Raw genomic sequence first — 15,414 nt, 5'->3', positions numbered from 1 at the left:
TGCACGATGGCGCGCCACCGGCGGCTGGAACGAGGAGATAACGATGAAATACGATGACGAAATCCGCGCACGCTCTTACCGCTTCCGCGACGAATATGTCGCCGCCACCCCTGCGTGGTATCGCGGCGAATTGCATCTGGCCTTCACGCTGCTATTCACCGGCGGGGTGATTGCCTGGTGCGCGATGAAACTGCAAGCACCGACGCTGGCGCAGTGGCTCGCGATCGTGCCAATCTTCTTGCTCGGGAACTGGGCCGAGTGGGCCGCGCACCGCTATGTATTGCATCGACCGACGCGCTTGTTCAGCGCGATCTATAAACGGCATTGCGCGGTGCATCATCGCTTCTTCACACATCTGACGCTTGAGTACAAAGGCCAGAAGCACTGGCGCGCCTTGTTGTTTCCCCCCTTTGCGCCGGTAGCCTTCGTGCTGGCGGCCGTACCGTTCGCGCTGGTGATCGGCGTGGTGTTCTCGAAGAACGCGGGCTATATCGCGCTGATGACGATGGCGGCGTACTACCTGATGTACGAGGGCCTGCATACGCTGTCGCACATCACGGATAGCCCGCTGCTGGACCGGATGCCGTTCGTGGGGACCGTGCGGCGCCTGCACGTCACGCATCACGATCCTGAGCTGATGGCCACGCAGAACTTCAACCTGACCTTCCCGATCTGCGACACGCTGTTCGGCACGCGCAGCGATGCGCCGCGCGGGGTGCGCAGCCCGGTGGAAGGCCGGCGGTAGCCAGGGCCACTGCGCCAGGATCAGGCTGGCGTTCCGGATACCCTGCGGATCTCCTCGGCCACGATCGCGATCAGCGCGTCGGCGGCCGTGCTGAGCGGGCGCTGCGGATGGCTCACGCACACCAGGTGGCGCACGATGCGCGGCGCCAGGATCGGGTAAATGCGCAGCCGGCCCTCATCCACCGCGCGCTGCACCACGATGCGTGGCAGCACCGTGGCAAAGCGCGTGGCCTCGACGAACTGCACGATGGTGCCGAGGATGTCGATCTCGAATTTTGGCTGCAGCGTGACGTCTTCGATCTGCGTCGCGGCGTCCAGCACGCCGCGCAAGCCATGGCGTTTGGTGGGCAGCACCAGTTCCAGCCCGGGCAGCTTGGTGAGTTCCACCGCCGCCGGCAGTTCCGGGCCATGCTCGGCGCTGGTGACCAGCACCATTTCCTCGTCGTGCAGGGATTGCACATGGAGCGAGAGCTTGCCACGGGGCTTATGCACCACCGCCGCGTCGAGCTGGCCGGCGGAGACCAGGTCGATCAGCGTGGCGCTGAATCCGTCCGCGACCGATACCTCCACATTCGGGTAGCGCGCGTTGAAGCGCGCCAGCGACCCCACCAGCACGCTTTCCGTTTCCGACGCCACCATGCCGATGGAGATGCTGCCGGCCACCTGCTCTTCGCGTTGCATCAGTTGCTGCCGCGCATTGGCGATGTCCCGCGTGATCGGCAGGAACAGCCGGTACATCATGCGGCCGGCGGCGGTCGGCACCATGCCGTGCGGGATGCGATCAAACAGCTTCTGCCCGAACTCTTCCTCCAGCTTGGCGATCTGCATGCTCAGCGCCGGCTGCACGATATTCAGCCGCTTGGCCGCGCGTGTGACGGAGCCATCTTCGAACAGCGCGATGAAGTACTGGATCTGTCTGAGGTCCATGCTAAGTGGGTCGATTCGGTATCAACGAATTTGTATAACGGGGCTGAGCGTATCAGCTTTTTTGCTGCGGCAGGCCTCGGAAAACCTGGCCGATATCTAGGGAAAACCCTTATCTGTGACGCGCTGTGAGGCCGCATGCGCCCACTAAGGACCACCCCGTCTGGCATCATCAGAAGTGATGAGAACAATCAGAAAACAATATTAGAACTAATACCAGGTTCTCACTAAGCTCCTGTTCAACGTTGCATGAACCGGCGGATTCGCCCACCGGGTCCGGCGCGCAGAACGGAGTCAGGAATGAGAACAAACGATGCTGGCGGCATGACCGGCACGACACAGGAGACAGCGGCAGCGGGCGTTTGCCCCGCGCCGCGACACGCTTTCCCGTGCCGGCCCGCAATCCCCGCTAACCAGATGGACCGCCCGGGTCCCGCCACGCGGGAGGACTGGTCATGAGCGACAAGCGCAGCCTGCCGGCAGCAGCAGCGGCCCTCCACCTTGAATCCGCTGCGGCCGGGCGCCAGCGTCACGTGGGCCGCGCGATGGAGCGGCTCGAGGACGCCGCGATCCTCACCGGCCGTGGCCGCTATGGCGACGACCTGGGCGTGAAGCCCGGCACCCTGCACGCGGCCATCGTGCGTTCCCCGCATGCGCATGCCGAACTTGGCGCCATCGATGCCACCGCCGCGCTTGCCGCGCCGGGTGTGCACGCCGTGCTTACCGGCGCCGACCTGGCGGCCTGGTCGCGTCCCTTCGTGGTCGCAGTGAAGTCGCCAATGGAGCAATGGGCGCTGGCCATGGACCGCGTGCGCTATGTGGGCGAGCCGGTGGCCGTGGTAATGGCCGAGAGCCGAGCCCTGGCCGAAGACGCGCTCGACCTGGTGCGCGTCACTTACCGCGTGCTGCCGCCGGTGGTATCGATTGAAGCCGCGCTGGCCGACGAGGCGCCCATCCTGCATCCCGGCGTAGGCGCAAATGTGGTGAGCGACCGCCACTTCCGCTACGGCGAGCCTGAAGCCGCCTTTGCCGCGGCGCCGCACCGGGTCACGCTGACCGTGCACTATCCGCGCAACACCTGCACGCCGATCGAATGCGGCGTGGTGATTGCCGAGTTCCTGCCCGGTGACGAGGGCTACGACGTCACCTCCAATTTCATGGGGCCGTTCTCGCTGCATGCGGTGATGGCGATGGCGCTCAAGGTGCCGGCCAACCGGCTGCGCCACAAAGCCCCGCGCGATTCCGGCGGCAGCTTCGGCGTGAAGCAGGCCGTGTTTCCCTATGTGGTGCTGATGTGCCTGGCGTCCCGCAAGGCCGGCGCACCCGTGAAGTGGGTGGAAGACCGGCTCGAGCATCTCAGCGCCGCCACCTCCGCCACCGCGCGGCTGTCCACGCTGGAAGCCGCGGTGAAGGCTGATGGCCGCATCGTGGCGCTGTCCTATGACCAGGTCGAAGACTGCGGCGGCTACTTGCGCGCGCCGGAGCCCGCCACCTTCTACCGCATGCACGGCTGCCTGACCGGCGCCTACGATATCCCCAACCTGCTGGTGCGCAACCGGGTGGTGATGACCAACAAGACGCCCACCGGCCTGGTGCGTGGCTTTGGCGGCCCGCAAGTGTATTTCGCCCTGGAGCGGCTGGTGCAGCGCATCGCGACGCAGCTCGGCCTCGATCCGCTCGATGTGTATCGCCGCAACTTTGTTGCCGCCGAGGCCTTTCCCTATCGCGCCGCCGCGGGCGCGTTGCTGGACTCCGGCAACTACCAGCTGGCGCTGGCTCGCGCGCTGGAAGAAGGCGGCTACTCCGAGCTGAAGTGCCGCCGCGAAGCCGCGCGCGCCGAGGGCCGGCTGTATGGCATAGGCTTTGCCGCCATCGTCGAGCCGTCCGTGTCCAACATGGGCTATATCACCACCGCCATGCCGGCCGAGGCGCGCAAGAAGGTGGGGCCGAAGAACGGCGCCATCGCCAGCGCCACGGTCAGCGTCGACCTGCTCGGCGGCGTGGTGGTCACCATTGCCTCGACGCCGGCCGGGCAGGGCCATATGACCGTGTGCGCGCAGGTCGTGGCCGACGTGCTTGGCGTGGACCCGGCCGACGTGGTGGTGAACGTCGAGTTCGATACCCACAAGGATGCGTGGTCGGTTGCCGCCGGCAATTACTCTAGCCGCTTTGCCGGCGCGGTGGCCGGCACCGTGCATCTGGCCGCCGAGCGGGTGCGCGACAAGCTGGCGCGCATCGTGGCGCCGCAGTTCGGCTGCACGCCTGCGGAGGTCGTGTTCGAAGACGGCCGCATTGCCCGCAAAGGAGCGCCCGAATCCGGCCTGCCATTCACGCGTGTAGCCAGCAATGCGCCGCACTGGTCACCACAGCAGCTGCCGGCGGGAGAAGAGCCTGGCCTGCGCGAGACGGTGTTCTGGTCGCCGCCCAACCTGGAAGCGCCGGATGAGAACGACCGCATCAACACCTCGGCCGCCTACGGCTTTGCCTTCGATATGTGCGGCGTGGAGATCGACCGCGCCACGGGGCGCGTGCGTATCGATCGCTACGTGACCGCGCACGACGCCGGCACGCTGCTCAACCCGGCGCTGGCCGATGGCCAGATCCGCGGCGCCTTCGCCCAGGGGCTGGGCGCGGCGCTGATGGAGGAGTTCCGCTATGGCGCCGACGGCAGCTTCCAGTCCGGCACGCTGGCCGACTACCTGATGCCGACCACCTGCGAGGTGCCCGATCCGGTGATCGTGCACCTGGAAACGCCAAGCCCCTTCACGCCGCTCGGCGCCAAGGGCCTGGGCGAGGGCAACAACATGAGCACGCCCCCCTGCATCGCCAACGCGGTGGCGGACGCGCTCGGCGTGCAGGACATCCGCCTGCCGCTGACCTCGGCCAAGGTGATGGCCATGGTGGGCTTCGACGATCCGCCACCGTCGCGCCCCGAATTGCTGGAAGCCATACGCGAGGCCGCGGTGCCCGCGGCCCGCAAGGGCGGTGGCAAGGCGCTCACGGCGCGCGGCTCGGTGGATCTCGACGCCACGCCCGAAGCCATCTTCGCCGTGCTGCTGGACCCGCAGGCACTGGCCAAGGTGGTGCCCGGCTGCCACACGCTGGAGCGCACCGCCGAGAACCACTACCGCGCCGACGTGACGGTAGGGGTCGGGATGATCAAGGCGCGCTTCGAGGCGGAGATCGCCCTGTCGGACCTCGATCCCCCGTGCCGGCTGCGGCTGGCGGGCGCCGGCATGTCCTCGCTGGGCAGCGCGCGCGGCGCCGGCCTGGTGGAGCTGGTCCCGCATGGCAGCGGCACGCGCCTGAGTTACGACTACGAGGCCGAGGTATCCGGCAAGGTCGCCGCCGTGGGCGGACGCATGCTAGAAGGCGCCGCCAAGGTGGTGCTGCGCCAGTTGTTCGAATCGCTCGGCCGCCAGGCCGCCGGCAAGCCGGTACGGCCGCAAGGCTGGCTTACCCGCCTGCTGGCCCGTTTGGGAGTCCGTCGATGAAACCATCCGCTTTCGATTACCTGCGCGCCGAAACCACGCAGCACGCACTCGATGCGCTGGCCCGTGGCGGCGAGGGCGCGCGCGTGCTGGCCGGCGGCCAGTCGCTGATGGCGGTGCTCAACATGCGCCTGGCGCAGCCGCAACTGCTGATCGATATCTCGCGCACCGCCGAGCTGAACACGGTGCGGGTGGAAAACGCTCACCTGGTGGTGGGTGCCGCGGCCACGCAGGGCAGCGTCGAATGGCGCGCCACGCTGGCCGACGAGGTGCCGCTGCTGGCCATGGCCTTTCCGCATATTTCGCATTTCCAGATTCGCAACCGTGGCACCGTGTGCGGCTCGGTGGCTCATGCCGATCCGAGCGCCGAATTGCCCCTGGTGCTGACCGCGCTGGGCGGCGAGGTTGTGCTGCGCGCCGCGCGGCGCCGCCGCGTATTGCCGGCGGCCAGCTTCTTCCAGGGCATGTTGATGACGGCACGCGAGCCCGACGAGCTGGTGGAGGCGGTGCGCTTTCCGCTGCGGCGCCCCGGGGCGCGCTACGGCTTTGCCGAATTCTCTGCGCGCCACGGCGATTTTGCGCTGGTGGCCTGCGCGGCCACCGTGACCGATGACGCCATCGCGCTGGCGGTTGGTGGCGTGGCGGACAGGCCGGTGCTGGAAACCTGGCCGCGCCTGCAGGGCAAGAACCTGGAGGAGGCCATCAACGATTTCAGTTGGAAACTGGGCGCGCAGGACGACGCCCATATCAGCGCGCAGTACCGTCGGCACCTGGTGCGGCAACTGGGCATGCGTGTGATCGAGGAGGCAAAATGAGCAAAACCACCAAGGGCGCCGAATCCGGCAAGCCCGCCGAGGTGATGCAGCGCCAGGAGCGCCGCCGCATTACCCTGACCCTGAACGGCCGCGAACGCAGCGGCTATTGCGAGCCGCGCGAGCTGCTGTCGGATTTCCTGCGCCACGAGCTCGGCGCCACCGGCACCCACGTTGGCTGCGAGCACGGCGTCTGCGGCGCCTGCACGGTGCGGGTCGACGGCGTAGCCGCGCGCTCGTGCCTGATGCTGGCCTTGCAGGCCGAGGACCGCGCCATCGATACCGTCGAAGGCCTGGCGCCGGCCGAGGGGCTAAGCGACCTGCAGGAGGCCTTCCGCCGCCACCACGCGCTGCAGTGCGGATTCTGCACGGCCGGCATTCTGATGTCGTGCGCGGACTACCTGGAACGCGTGCCGGAACCCAGCGAAGCGCAGGTGCGCGACATGCTGTCCGGGCACCTGTGCCGCTGTACGGGCTACACCCCCATCGTGGCCGCCGTGCTCGACGTAGCCGCGATCCGTGCACGGGCTCGCCATGCTGCTGCCGGCGTAGTTATCGAGGAGGCCTGCGATGCTTGATCTCGGCCGCACCTTCCTGCAGAGCGTGGAGCGCAGCCCGCATGCGCCCGCCATCGTCGATGGCGACCTGATGCTCACCTATGCGCAGTGGTACGAGCGTATCCGTTGCGTCGCGTCCGGCCTGCGCGAGATTGGCCTGGAACCAGGCGACCGCCTGCTGGCCGTATTGCAAAACCGCTGGGAAATGGCCACGCTGCATTGGGCCTGCCAGTTCGCCGGCATCGTGATGGTGCCCCTGAACTGGCGCGCCAAGCCGGAGGAGCTTGATTATTGCGTGCAGGATGCCGCCGTCAAGGCGCTGGTGTTCGAGCCGGTCAGCGCCGATGCCGTGCTGGCCAGCCCGGCGGCGCAGGCCGTGCCCTGCATTGCGCTGGACTGCGCGGCGGGCGGCTCGATGTCGTTCGCCTCGCTGCTGGACAGCGTTGCGTTGCATGACGCCCCGGTGGCCGAAGCGAGCGCTGTCTCGCTGATGCTCTACACCTCGGGCACCACCGGCAAGCCCAAGGGCGTGCCGCGCCGGCATCGGCAGGAGCGCGCCGCCGCGCTCGCCCACGTGGCGCAGAACCTATATCGCCATGGCGAGCGCACCCTTGGCGTGATGCCGCTTTACCACACCATGGGCGTGCGCTCGCTGCTGGCGATGGCGCTGGTGGACGGCCTGTTCGTCTGCGTGCGGCGCTGGAACGCCGGGCAGGCGCTCAAGGAGATCGCCACCCACCGGATCACCTGCCTGTACCTGGTGCCGACGCTGTACCACGACCTGCTGGCCGATCCGAGATTCGATCCCTCGGCGATCCGCACCGCGACCAAGCTCGGCTTTGCCGGCGCGGCGATGAGCGACGGCCTGCTGCGCCGCCTTGCGCTGGCCTTCGAGCCGGAGCTGTTCGTGAACCACTACGGCTCATCCGAAGTGTACACCTTCAGCATCGACCAGCGCGCCACCCGCAAGCCCGGCAGCGCGGGGCGCGCCGGCATCAACACGCGCCTGCGCGTGGTGCGCCTGGACGCCCGCTCGCCCGACGATCTGGCGGCCACTGGTGAGGAAGGCCAGATCATCGCCGACCTGCGCGGCGATGAGGCCTTCGAAGGCTACTGGAACCGCGACGACGCCAACGCCAAGTCGCTGCGCGACGGCTGGTACTTCACCGGCGACACCGGCTACTTCGACGCCGAGGGCGACCTCTTCGTCAGCGGCCGGGTCGACGACATGATCATCAGCGGCGGCGAGAACATCTCGCCGGTCGATATCGAGTCGGTGCTGTCGCTGCATCCGGCGGTGGAAGAAGTGGCGGTGGCCGGCGTGCCGGACCCGCGCTGGGGCCAGAAGGTGGTGGCCTTCGTCAAGTCGCGCGGCAACGTCGATGCGCAAGCACTGGATACCTACTGCCGCGGCTCGGACCTGGTGAACTTCAAGCGCCCACGCGATTACGTCTTCGTGGAGGAGATCCCCAAGTCGCCGGTCGGCAAGATCCTGCGCCGCAAGCTCTCCGCCGGCGAGTACGAGCCGGCCTCGCATTCCCGCAACCCTGACCTCAATCTCAACCCCAACCCCAACCAGGCAGCGGACGCCACGCCTGTCGACACGATCAAGGAGTAAGACATGACCCAGGTAACTGAACTGATCCATCCCGACCAGCAACGCCTGCAACAGCTCGACGGCTTCTCCGTGGAGATCAATGCCGCGCGCGAGCGCGCGGACATCATCCTGCACCGTCCGCCGTACAACGTGATCGCCATGGCGGCGCGCGACCAGCTGCGCGCCGTCATCGAAGCACTGGATGCCGACGAGCGCGTGCGCGTGATCGTGCTGCGCTCGCAGGGCGAGCATTTTTCCAGCGGCGGCGATATCAAGGGATTCCTGGAGGCCTCGCCCGAGCACGTCTCGCAGTTGGCCTGGAACGTGGCGGCGCCGGCGCGCTGCAGCAAGCCGGTGATTGCCGCCAACCGCGGCTATTGCTTCGGCGTGGGCTTTGAGCTATCGCTGGCCTGCGACTTCCGCATCGCCACCGAGACCACGCAGTACGCGCTGCCGGAGCAGAAGCTCGGGCAGATCCCTGGCTCGGGCGGCTCGGCGCGCCTGCAGAAGATGGTAGGCATCGGCCGCACCAAGGACATCGTGATGCGCTCGCGCCGTATCTCGGGCAAAGAAGCCTACGAGTGGGGCATCGCGGTGGAATGCGTGGCCGACGCCGAGCTGGAAGCCGCCACCGATGCGCTGGTCGACGAGCTGCGCGGCTTCTCGCCGCTGGCGCAGCGCACCGCCAAGAAGCTGCTCAACGACACCGAGGATGCGCCGCTGTCGATCGCCATCGAGCTGGAAGGGCATTGCTACAGCCGCCTGCGCAGCTCGGACGATTTCCGAGAAGGCGTGGAAGCGTTCCACGGCAAGCGCAAGCCGGCGTTTCGCGGCAGCTGATGCAAATTGCGGGCGCGCCGGCAAGGCCGCCCGCATCCCGGACGAATTGACCGGATAACGATGCCTTCTGCCACGGCGCAAGCATCGCGGGGGAGCGCTCGCCTGCCGGCAAGGCACCGCTCGCGCGCCATCGCTGCCGTAATGATCCAAGCAGAGATCCAAATCAAAGGAGACAACAATGGAAGCCGTAGCAAAGAAGAGTACAGAGACGATCAGCGAGCCGCTGCCAGCGGCGAGCAATCGCCAGGTGTTTGGTGCCGTGACGGCGTCATGCATGGGATGGGCGCTGGACCTGTTCGACCTGTTCATCCTGCTGTTCGTGGCGCCGGTGATCGGCAGGCTGTTTTTCCCGTCGGAGCACGCCATGCTGTCGCTGGCGGCAGTGTATGCGTCTTTTGCCGTGACGCTGCTGATGCGTCCGCTCGGCTCCGCGATTTTCGGCTCCTATGCCGACCGCCACGGCCGCAAGGGCGCGATGGTGGTTGCGGTTACCGGCGTTGGCTTGTCCACGGCGGCGTTCGGGCTGCTGCCCACGGTGGGACAGGTGGGCCTGCTTGCGCCAGCCTTGTTCATCCTGCTGCGGCTGGTACAGGGGATCTTTGTCGGCGGCGTGGTGGCATCCACCCACACCATCGGCACTGAATCGGTGCCGCCGTCCTGGCGCGGCGCCGTCTCGGGGCTGGTTGGCGGCGGTGGCGCGGGTATCGGGGCACTGCTGGCTTCCATCACCTACATGGCAATGACCGCGCTGTTTCCCGGGGATGCGTTCGACACCTGGGGTTGGCGCTGCATGTTCTTCTCCGGCATCATCAGCTCGGTGCTCGGCCTATTCATCTTCAATTCGCTGGAGGAGTCGCCGCTGTGGAAGCAGTTGCAGGCGGCCAAGGGACATGCCGCTCCAGTTGAGAACCCGTTGCGTGTCCTGTTCTCCAGCAAGTACCGCGGCGTCCTTGTTGTCAACATCCTGCTCACGATCGGCGGTGGTAGCGCCTACTACCTGACCTCAGGCTATCTGCCGACCTTCCTCAAGGTCGTGGTGAAGGCACCGGCGGGCGCATCCGCGGCCATCCTGATGGCCAGCAGTGTCGGCGTTATCGTGGCATCGATATTTGCCGGTCACCTCAGCACGCTGATTGGTCGCAAGCGATCCTTCCTGCTGATCGGCGCCTTGAACGTGGTGCTGCTGCCGTTGATCTACCAACGGATGCCCGCGGTGCCGGATGTCACCACGCTTGGCATGTATGCCGTGGCGCTGGCGATGCTGGGCAGCATGGGTTTTGCTCCGATCCTCATTTTCCTGAACGAACGGTTCCCCACCAGCATCCGTGCCACGGGGACTGGCCTGTCATGGAATATCGGCTTTGCCATCGGCGGCATGATGCCGACGTTTGCGTCGCTGTGCGCGAGCACCCCCGCCGACCTGCCAAAAGTGCTGGGGATCTTCGTCGCGGTGGTCACTGCCATTTACCTGGCCGGTGCGGCGATCGTTCCGGAGACCGCCGGCCGCCTTGGGGAAAAGTGAGGGTGTTTGCGCAGTTTGGGAAAACCGGGCCGTTCAGGACTGTCGCAGGACTGGACGGTCAGGCATCCCTTCGTGCGCTGGCATGGGCCTCGACGGCGCCGCTGTGTCCAGGCGCTGTTTTGACCAGTTGCGATAGGAGCTCGGGCTCATGCCCGCGAACGGGAAAAAAGCACGCCGAAAGCTGCTTTCGTCCTCGTAGCCACTCCGCAGGGCAACGCACTTGATGCTGGTGGCCCTGCCTTCGAGCACACGCATGCCGTCTCCAGCCGGATGCGCGTGATGAACGCTTTCGGCGACTCGTCGACGAGCGCCGTCAGGCGGCGGTGCAGCGTGGGGTAATCGTACTTTTCGTGCAAAATCTGGCGGTGAACTAAGAATTATCCTTACAAATCAAAGCGTTAAGAAACCGGAAAGTTCACTACCTTGCATCCTTTCGATGCAAAATCTGGCGCCCGCCTTGCCCGCCTTGCCCGCCTTGCCCGCCTTGCCCGCAAGCGCAGCCCTTGTGGTATTGCGAGCTATAGATCACATGCGCCCCGTATCCAATTGCTAGCCCTCAGGGCGGACGAAGTATTTCGTGAACAACCGCTCGGCCTCGCCTAAGCCCTCCTCCGTTAGCCAAACCGATTTCGCGCGGTTCACCGGATCCCCGATGAGCCCTCTCTCGTGCAGACGGTTCAATGCGTCCCAGTCAAAGCTCCGCCACGCACGATTCTCCCCACATAAATTCAGGTAGAGCAGCGCGAGGACAACCTCGTCGATCGCGTCGGTATTGATGTCCATTTTGCCTCCTCCTTGAAGGTGGCCCTCACGATCCTGCCGCACGCTGCCAGGGCGCCGCTTCGAGCAGCATGTCCTGGTACTGCTCGAGGGGAAATTGCAACGTGCCCCGAAAGTTCACATGCGCCGAATGCGCCGGCCCCATTCGGCGCAGCCAATCGTCCTCGACTCGCTGCCCCTTGCCGCGCCACGCGTCGACTGTCGCCTGCATGCGCTGCGTGTTCCAGGCAATCACCAGATTCGTCAGCAGGGTCAACGAGCCAGAAATCGCGATGATTTCGTCACGACGACGGCCGCGCTCCGGCGCGACCTTACCCGTGTAAATCGTACGCTGGAGCTCGTGTACCGACTCACCGCGATTGAGCAGCGCGTGCAGTTCCCGGCGAAACTCGACGTTGCTGAAATAGTCGCACAGGAACAGGGTCCGCAGCAGCTTGCCAAGCTGTTCCGCCGCCCGATAAATCGGATCCCCTTGGGCTGCGCTGCCGAATCGCTGCAACGCGACGACGGCGCTGACACGCCCTGACTTGATGGATGCAACGATCCGCAGCAGCCCGTCCCAGCCGTCGCAAATGGGCTTCAGTGAGATACCATGATCCACGACGGGAGCAATATCTTTGGCCACCTCCATACCCCGTGGCAGATAGAGCTTGCGCTCCGACAAATTGCGTAGCCGCGGACATAGATCGAAGCCGAGCAGCTTCGATACGGCCATCCCCACGTTCGTATACCCATGCGTATCAACGGCAAGCGTGAGCAGGCCACCGTCTTCGCGCGTGTCGCTGTGGCGCACTGCCCCTTCAATTGCGACCCCCGCCTGGCGCTCGTTAAGGGCGATGGGCTGGTTGTACACAATGCCATGCTGGTCCAAGACGTGCGTGTAGATACCCACTGCATGGGTGCGCCTACGCGGATCTACACGAGCGTAAAACAAGCTTGGCCAGCCTGCGAAGCTGCTGTCGTAGCTGCCGCTGCGAAGGTACTGCCGTATTTCGGCCTCGAGCCACTGCGGTGCCAATCTGTGGCAGATTTTGCTCTGCGGCGTTTGCTGTTGCAGTTATGCCATAGCCTGTCGGATTGTTGCGCCACGGCCTTGGATCAGCGCGTCAATGTAGCGCTCGACACCGAAGCTGAGAATCCCCCGGAAGTTGATGTGCCCGGAATGCCCCGGCCCCATGCGGCGCAGCCAAGCGTCCTCGATGTTCGTGCCCCCCTTGCGAAGTCGCTCGACGACATCGTTCATGCGGTGGGTATTCCACGCCAGAACGATGTTGGTCAGAAGCGCGTGCGCCCCCGAGATCGCCGTCAGCTCATCGCCTCGTCGGCCGCGTTCGTGTGGTACCCGGCCAGCATGGATCGCGCGCTGCAACTGGTGCACCGACTCCCCTCGGCTGAGCAACGTATGGATTTCGCGGCGGAAGTCTTCAATGGTCACGTAGTCGCACAGGAAAATGCTACGCAACAGCCGGCCGAGATGCTCGGCAGCTTTGTGCGCCTTGTTGGTCCGGGCGGCGCTGCCCAACCGTTGCATGGCGAGCTCAGCGCTAATGCGGCCGATACGGATCGATGCCAGCACCCGTAGGAAATCGTCCCAACCCAGGCGTATGGCTCTCAAGGACAATCGCTTCGAGGTGACACGCTCGATACCTCCGGCACTTTGAACTCTGCGGGCAGGTACAGCTTGCGCTCCGCCAGATCGCGCAGCCGCGGACATAGATCGAAACTCAAGCCCTTGGCCAAGGCCATCGCGGCGTTCGTGTAGCCGTGCGTGTCCACTGCCAGTAACGACAGGCGGATACGGTCCTCGCTGCGGTTGTGCTGCTCTACGCCCTCGATGGCAACCCCAGCCTGACGCTCGTTCAAGACAATCGGTTGGTCATAGACGATGCCCCACTTGTCGAGCACGTGGGTATAGATGCCGGTCGCGTAGGTGCGTCGACGTGGATCGACACGAGTGATCCACAGATGTCGTGAAACGTCCAGTGACATCATGTCGGCCGATGCCTTCTGCCCGGTGCCCCAGTGCGTGGCTAATGGGATCTTTCCTTGAAAATCAGCCACCACCTCGTTGGCCCGGCGCAAACGGCCATGGGTCTCCAGCCCTCGCATGGCAAGTGACACCGGGGCGGTGTCGATGCCGGGAATCATCGCAGCAATGCCCTTGGCATCGATCTCGGTGCCATGGGCGAGCAAGGCCGCGTAGGTCGACAGCAGTTCGGCCACGGACTTCGCCCGGTGCCCGAGCAGCACCTCGCTGAAATTGGTCGAGGCGTCGACCTCCAGCAATAGGTCCGGCAACTGCACATCGCCGATTGTCTTGTAGATCAAGTCGCGTGTGCGGCGCGGCTCATCGTCCTGCTCCAGCGGCACAATCGCCGGCAGGTGAAGCATGCCATCGTCTCCTATTTCGATCTTGCCTTGAGCGGAGGCCTCGGCCACAGCAGCCACGCCAGCACGAAGCGTATCCAGTAGCTGTTCGATGAAGGTATCAGCCGCGACTGGCAGGCCCAATAGCCCGAGATACTTGACACGGTCGCGCTCCCACTCCTTGGCAGGGATGAGCATTTGGTCGCCATCACGAAAGCGCATCGAGTGGTCAATCCATACGCTGCCCCGACGCAGGCTATTTCGTAGCGACATCATCGTGCAGGCAGAGAAGGCCTGATAGCCGCGCTTTGGGTCAGGATCATGGACGAGGTCATGCCACGCCGTGCCAACGCCGGTCTCCGTAAAGTCTTCTGGCAGAGCATTGAGCTTCCTTGTCTGCAGGTCGCGCCACGCCTTGAGGTTCGCAAAGCCGGGACCGTCCTCCCTGCCGCCGAATTCCAGGCCTTCCAGGCCCGACAGCAGAGCGTGAATCCGCTGATGGTCACCGGTCAGCGCCGCGCGCACGTGTGACGCAAAGCTCGAATACGCCGCGTCGGTGACGACGGCCAGGTGCTCCAGGGCTTCATCCACTCGCTGCTCGGTCGACTTGCTCTTGTCTTGCAGGACGGCCTTGGCCTTGAGCGCCTGCTGCCTGTCTTCCACGGCGGAGCGGGTGTGCGTCGACTGCGCCGTGCTGGCCGCGCGTCGGAACAGATCCTGGCTGCGTCGGCTGGTCTGGTGCATCGCGATATCGGTGAGTTCCAGCAAACTCATCCGTAGAAAGCACACCAGTTCAAGCGCCTGGGTGCTCTCCTTCAGTGTTTTGGTCTTGGCCGGTCGCCTTGCTTGCACCTTCTGCGCATAGGCACGCAGTTTGGGCAAAGCGATGTCATCCAGATTCCACTCGTGCACAGCGAGGGACCTCAGGTAGCGGATCTTGTCCAGCGTTTCAGCGAGGTTCTTGGGGCCGTTGCGCCCGGAAGGCGCCTTGATCCACTCGAGGTGCGTTGCAGAGCCGTCAGCCCGTGGACTGCGGACGGATTCCATGCAGTGCTGCAGCGTGGCCGCCGGCACTGCGCGGTTGACCGCTGCGAGCATTTGCGCCTCGTAGGCGGAAAATGCATGCCGTGCCATGTCGGTGATCTGGCGCTGGCCGGGAATGAGGCGGCAGCGATCGTAGAGCCATCGCTGAGCGGTGGTGACAAGTTCATCCACGTCTGCCGCTGCGGCAGCTTGCACGCGGAGCATTTCCAGCAAAGCGGCCTGGCTGGTGACATCGAACGGCTTGATGCCAAGGTGCTCCTTGACCCATTGCTGATGCTCGTACAACGTCGGGCGGGCGCCGTTGGTACAACGTCTTCAGGCTGGCAATCGACAGCAGCGGCGCGGAGAAAGCTTCGCACACGTACTGAAGGAGATTTCGCGGAACGGCAGCAAGCCGGTCTAACGGCCGACCGAAGGCCCGGAGGCAAACGAGTTGTACGCCGACTGCGGCGAATCTGTCGGCCCGAAACCGCTCCCGTATTGCCGCGATGTCAGCACTGGTGAGGTGAAAAAACTGCCGCAGGTTAAATTCTGTCAAGCGGGCGGGCAACTCTTCCCTGCCAACGTAGCGATACGCAAATGCCGACATCTACACTTTTCGGGGTGTCGTTCGAGACAAAACTGTACGACAAGTGCTCGGATGGCCGCAATGAGGTCACGCGAATGGGCTCCAACGCCACGCCAACAAGGGACTCGGGGCTGATTAATAACCGTATCAATCTGCAGGAAAAGGACG

12 protein-coding genes and 1 pseudogene are annotated in these 15,414 nt (G+C 65.1%); 7 read left to right on the top strand and 6 right to left on the bottom strand.

Annotation, left to right across the window (positions count from 1 at the left end; all coding sequences use genetic code 11):
* Positions 1–43 precede the first annotated feature (43 nt).
* Positions 44–745, top strand: a complete 702-nt coding sequence (locus tag AC1Q7H_RS23715; RefSeq protein ID WP_492381805.1) for a sterol desaturase family protein — start codon at positions 44–46, stop codon at positions 743–745.
* Between the two features lie 20 nt (positions 746–765).
* Here the strand turns inward: AC1Q7H_RS23715 and AC1Q7H_RS23710 are convergent, their stop codons facing one another.
* Positions 766–1,671 (bottom strand): LysR family transcriptional regulator, encoded by a 906-nt coding sequence (locus AC1Q7H_RS23710; protein WP_492381804.1) that lies wholly within the window; start codon positions 1,669–1,671, stop codon positions 766–768.
* Between the two features lie 452 nt (positions 1,672–2,123).
* Between AC1Q7H_RS23710 and AC1Q7H_RS23705 the strand changes: the two genes are divergently transcribed.
* From AC1Q7H_RS23705 to AC1Q7H_RS23680, 6 genes are all read left to right on the top strand, one after another.
* Positions 2,124–5,162, top strand: coding sequence for a xanthine dehydrogenase family protein molybdopterin-binding subunit (locus AC1Q7H_RS23705; protein ID WP_153955551.1), 3,039 nt, complete (start codon positions 2,124–2,126; stop codon positions 5,160–5,162).
* Complete coding sequence (locus AC1Q7H_RS23700) at positions 5,159–5,974, top strand: FAD binding domain-containing protein (protein ID WP_153955552.1); 816 nt, start codon at positions 5,159–5,161, stop codon at positions 5,972–5,974. The genes AC1Q7H_RS23705 and AC1Q7H_RS23700 overlap by 4 nt, the downstream gene beginning before the upstream one ends.
* Positions 5,971–6,549 (top strand): (2Fe-2S)-binding protein, encoded by a 579-nt coding sequence (locus AC1Q7H_RS23695; protein ID WP_153955553.1) that lies wholly within the window; start codon positions 5,971–5,973, stop codon positions 6,547–6,549. The genes AC1Q7H_RS23700 and AC1Q7H_RS23695 overlap by 4 nt, the downstream gene beginning before the upstream one ends.
* Entirely contained in the window at positions 6,542–8,146 is a 1,605-nt protein-coding gene (locus AC1Q7H_RS23690) for an AMP-binding protein (RefSeq protein ID WP_153955554.1), read from the top strand. Before AC1Q7H_RS23695 ends, AC1Q7H_RS23690 begins: the two co-directional genes overlap by 8 nt.
* Positions 8,147–8,149: 3 nt before the next feature.
* Positions 8,150–8,965, top strand: a complete 816-nt coding sequence (locus tag AC1Q7H_RS23685; RefSeq protein WP_153955555.1) for an enoyl-CoA hydratase/isomerase family protein — start codon at positions 8,150–8,152, stop codon at positions 8,963–8,965.
* A gap of 178 nt (positions 8,966–9,143) precedes the next feature.
* Positions 9,144–10,487 (top strand): MFS transporter, encoded by a 1,344-nt coding sequence (locus tag AC1Q7H_RS23680; protein WP_194946882.1) that lies wholly within the window; start codon positions 9,144–9,146, stop codon positions 10,485–10,487.
* Positions 10,488–10,520: 33 nt separating this feature from the next.
* Here AC1Q7H_RS23680 and AC1Q7H_RS23675 read toward each other — a convergent pair whose 3' ends face one another.
* The 5 genes and pseudogenes from AC1Q7H_RS23675 to AC1Q7H_RS23655 all read right to left on the bottom strand — a co-directional run bounded on the left by AC1Q7H_RS23675 (position 10,521) and on the right by AC1Q7H_RS23655 (position 15,267).
* Positions 10,521–10,742, bottom strand: coding sequence for a helix-turn-helix domain-containing protein (locus AC1Q7H_RS23675; protein WP_338084263.1), 222 nt, complete (start codon positions 10,740–10,742; stop codon positions 10,521–10,523).
* A 294-nt stretch (positions 10,743–11,036) separates the two neighbouring features.
* Entirely contained in the window at positions 11,037–11,270 is a 234-nt protein-coding gene (locus AC1Q7H_RS23670; RefSeq protein WP_492381803.1) for a DUF6429 family protein, read from the bottom strand.
* 25 nt (positions 11,271–11,295) lie between these two features.
* Positions 11,296–12,285, bottom strand: coding sequence for a Tn3 family transposase (locus tag AC1Q7H_RS23665; RefSeq protein ID WP_276522680.1), 990 nt, complete (start codon positions 12,283–12,285; stop codon positions 11,296–11,298).
* Positions 12,286–12,324: 39 nt separating this feature from the next.
* A pseudogene (locus AC1Q7H_RS23660) lies at positions 12,325–14,924 on the bottom strand (Tn3 family transposase).
* Positions 14,842–15,267 (bottom strand): DUF4158 domain-containing protein, encoded by a 426-nt coding sequence (locus AC1Q7H_RS23655; RefSeq protein WP_420872224.1) that lies wholly within the window; start codon positions 15,265–15,267, stop codon positions 14,842–14,844. Before AC1Q7H_RS23655 ends, AC1Q7H_RS23660 begins: the two are co-directional and overlap by 83 nt.
* Positions 15,268–15,414 lie beyond the last annotated feature (147 nt).

The organism is Cupriavidus sp. GW823-FHT06D04 (genome assembly GCF_058795055.1).
This window is presented reverse-complemented; position numbering and strand designations above follow the sequence as displayed.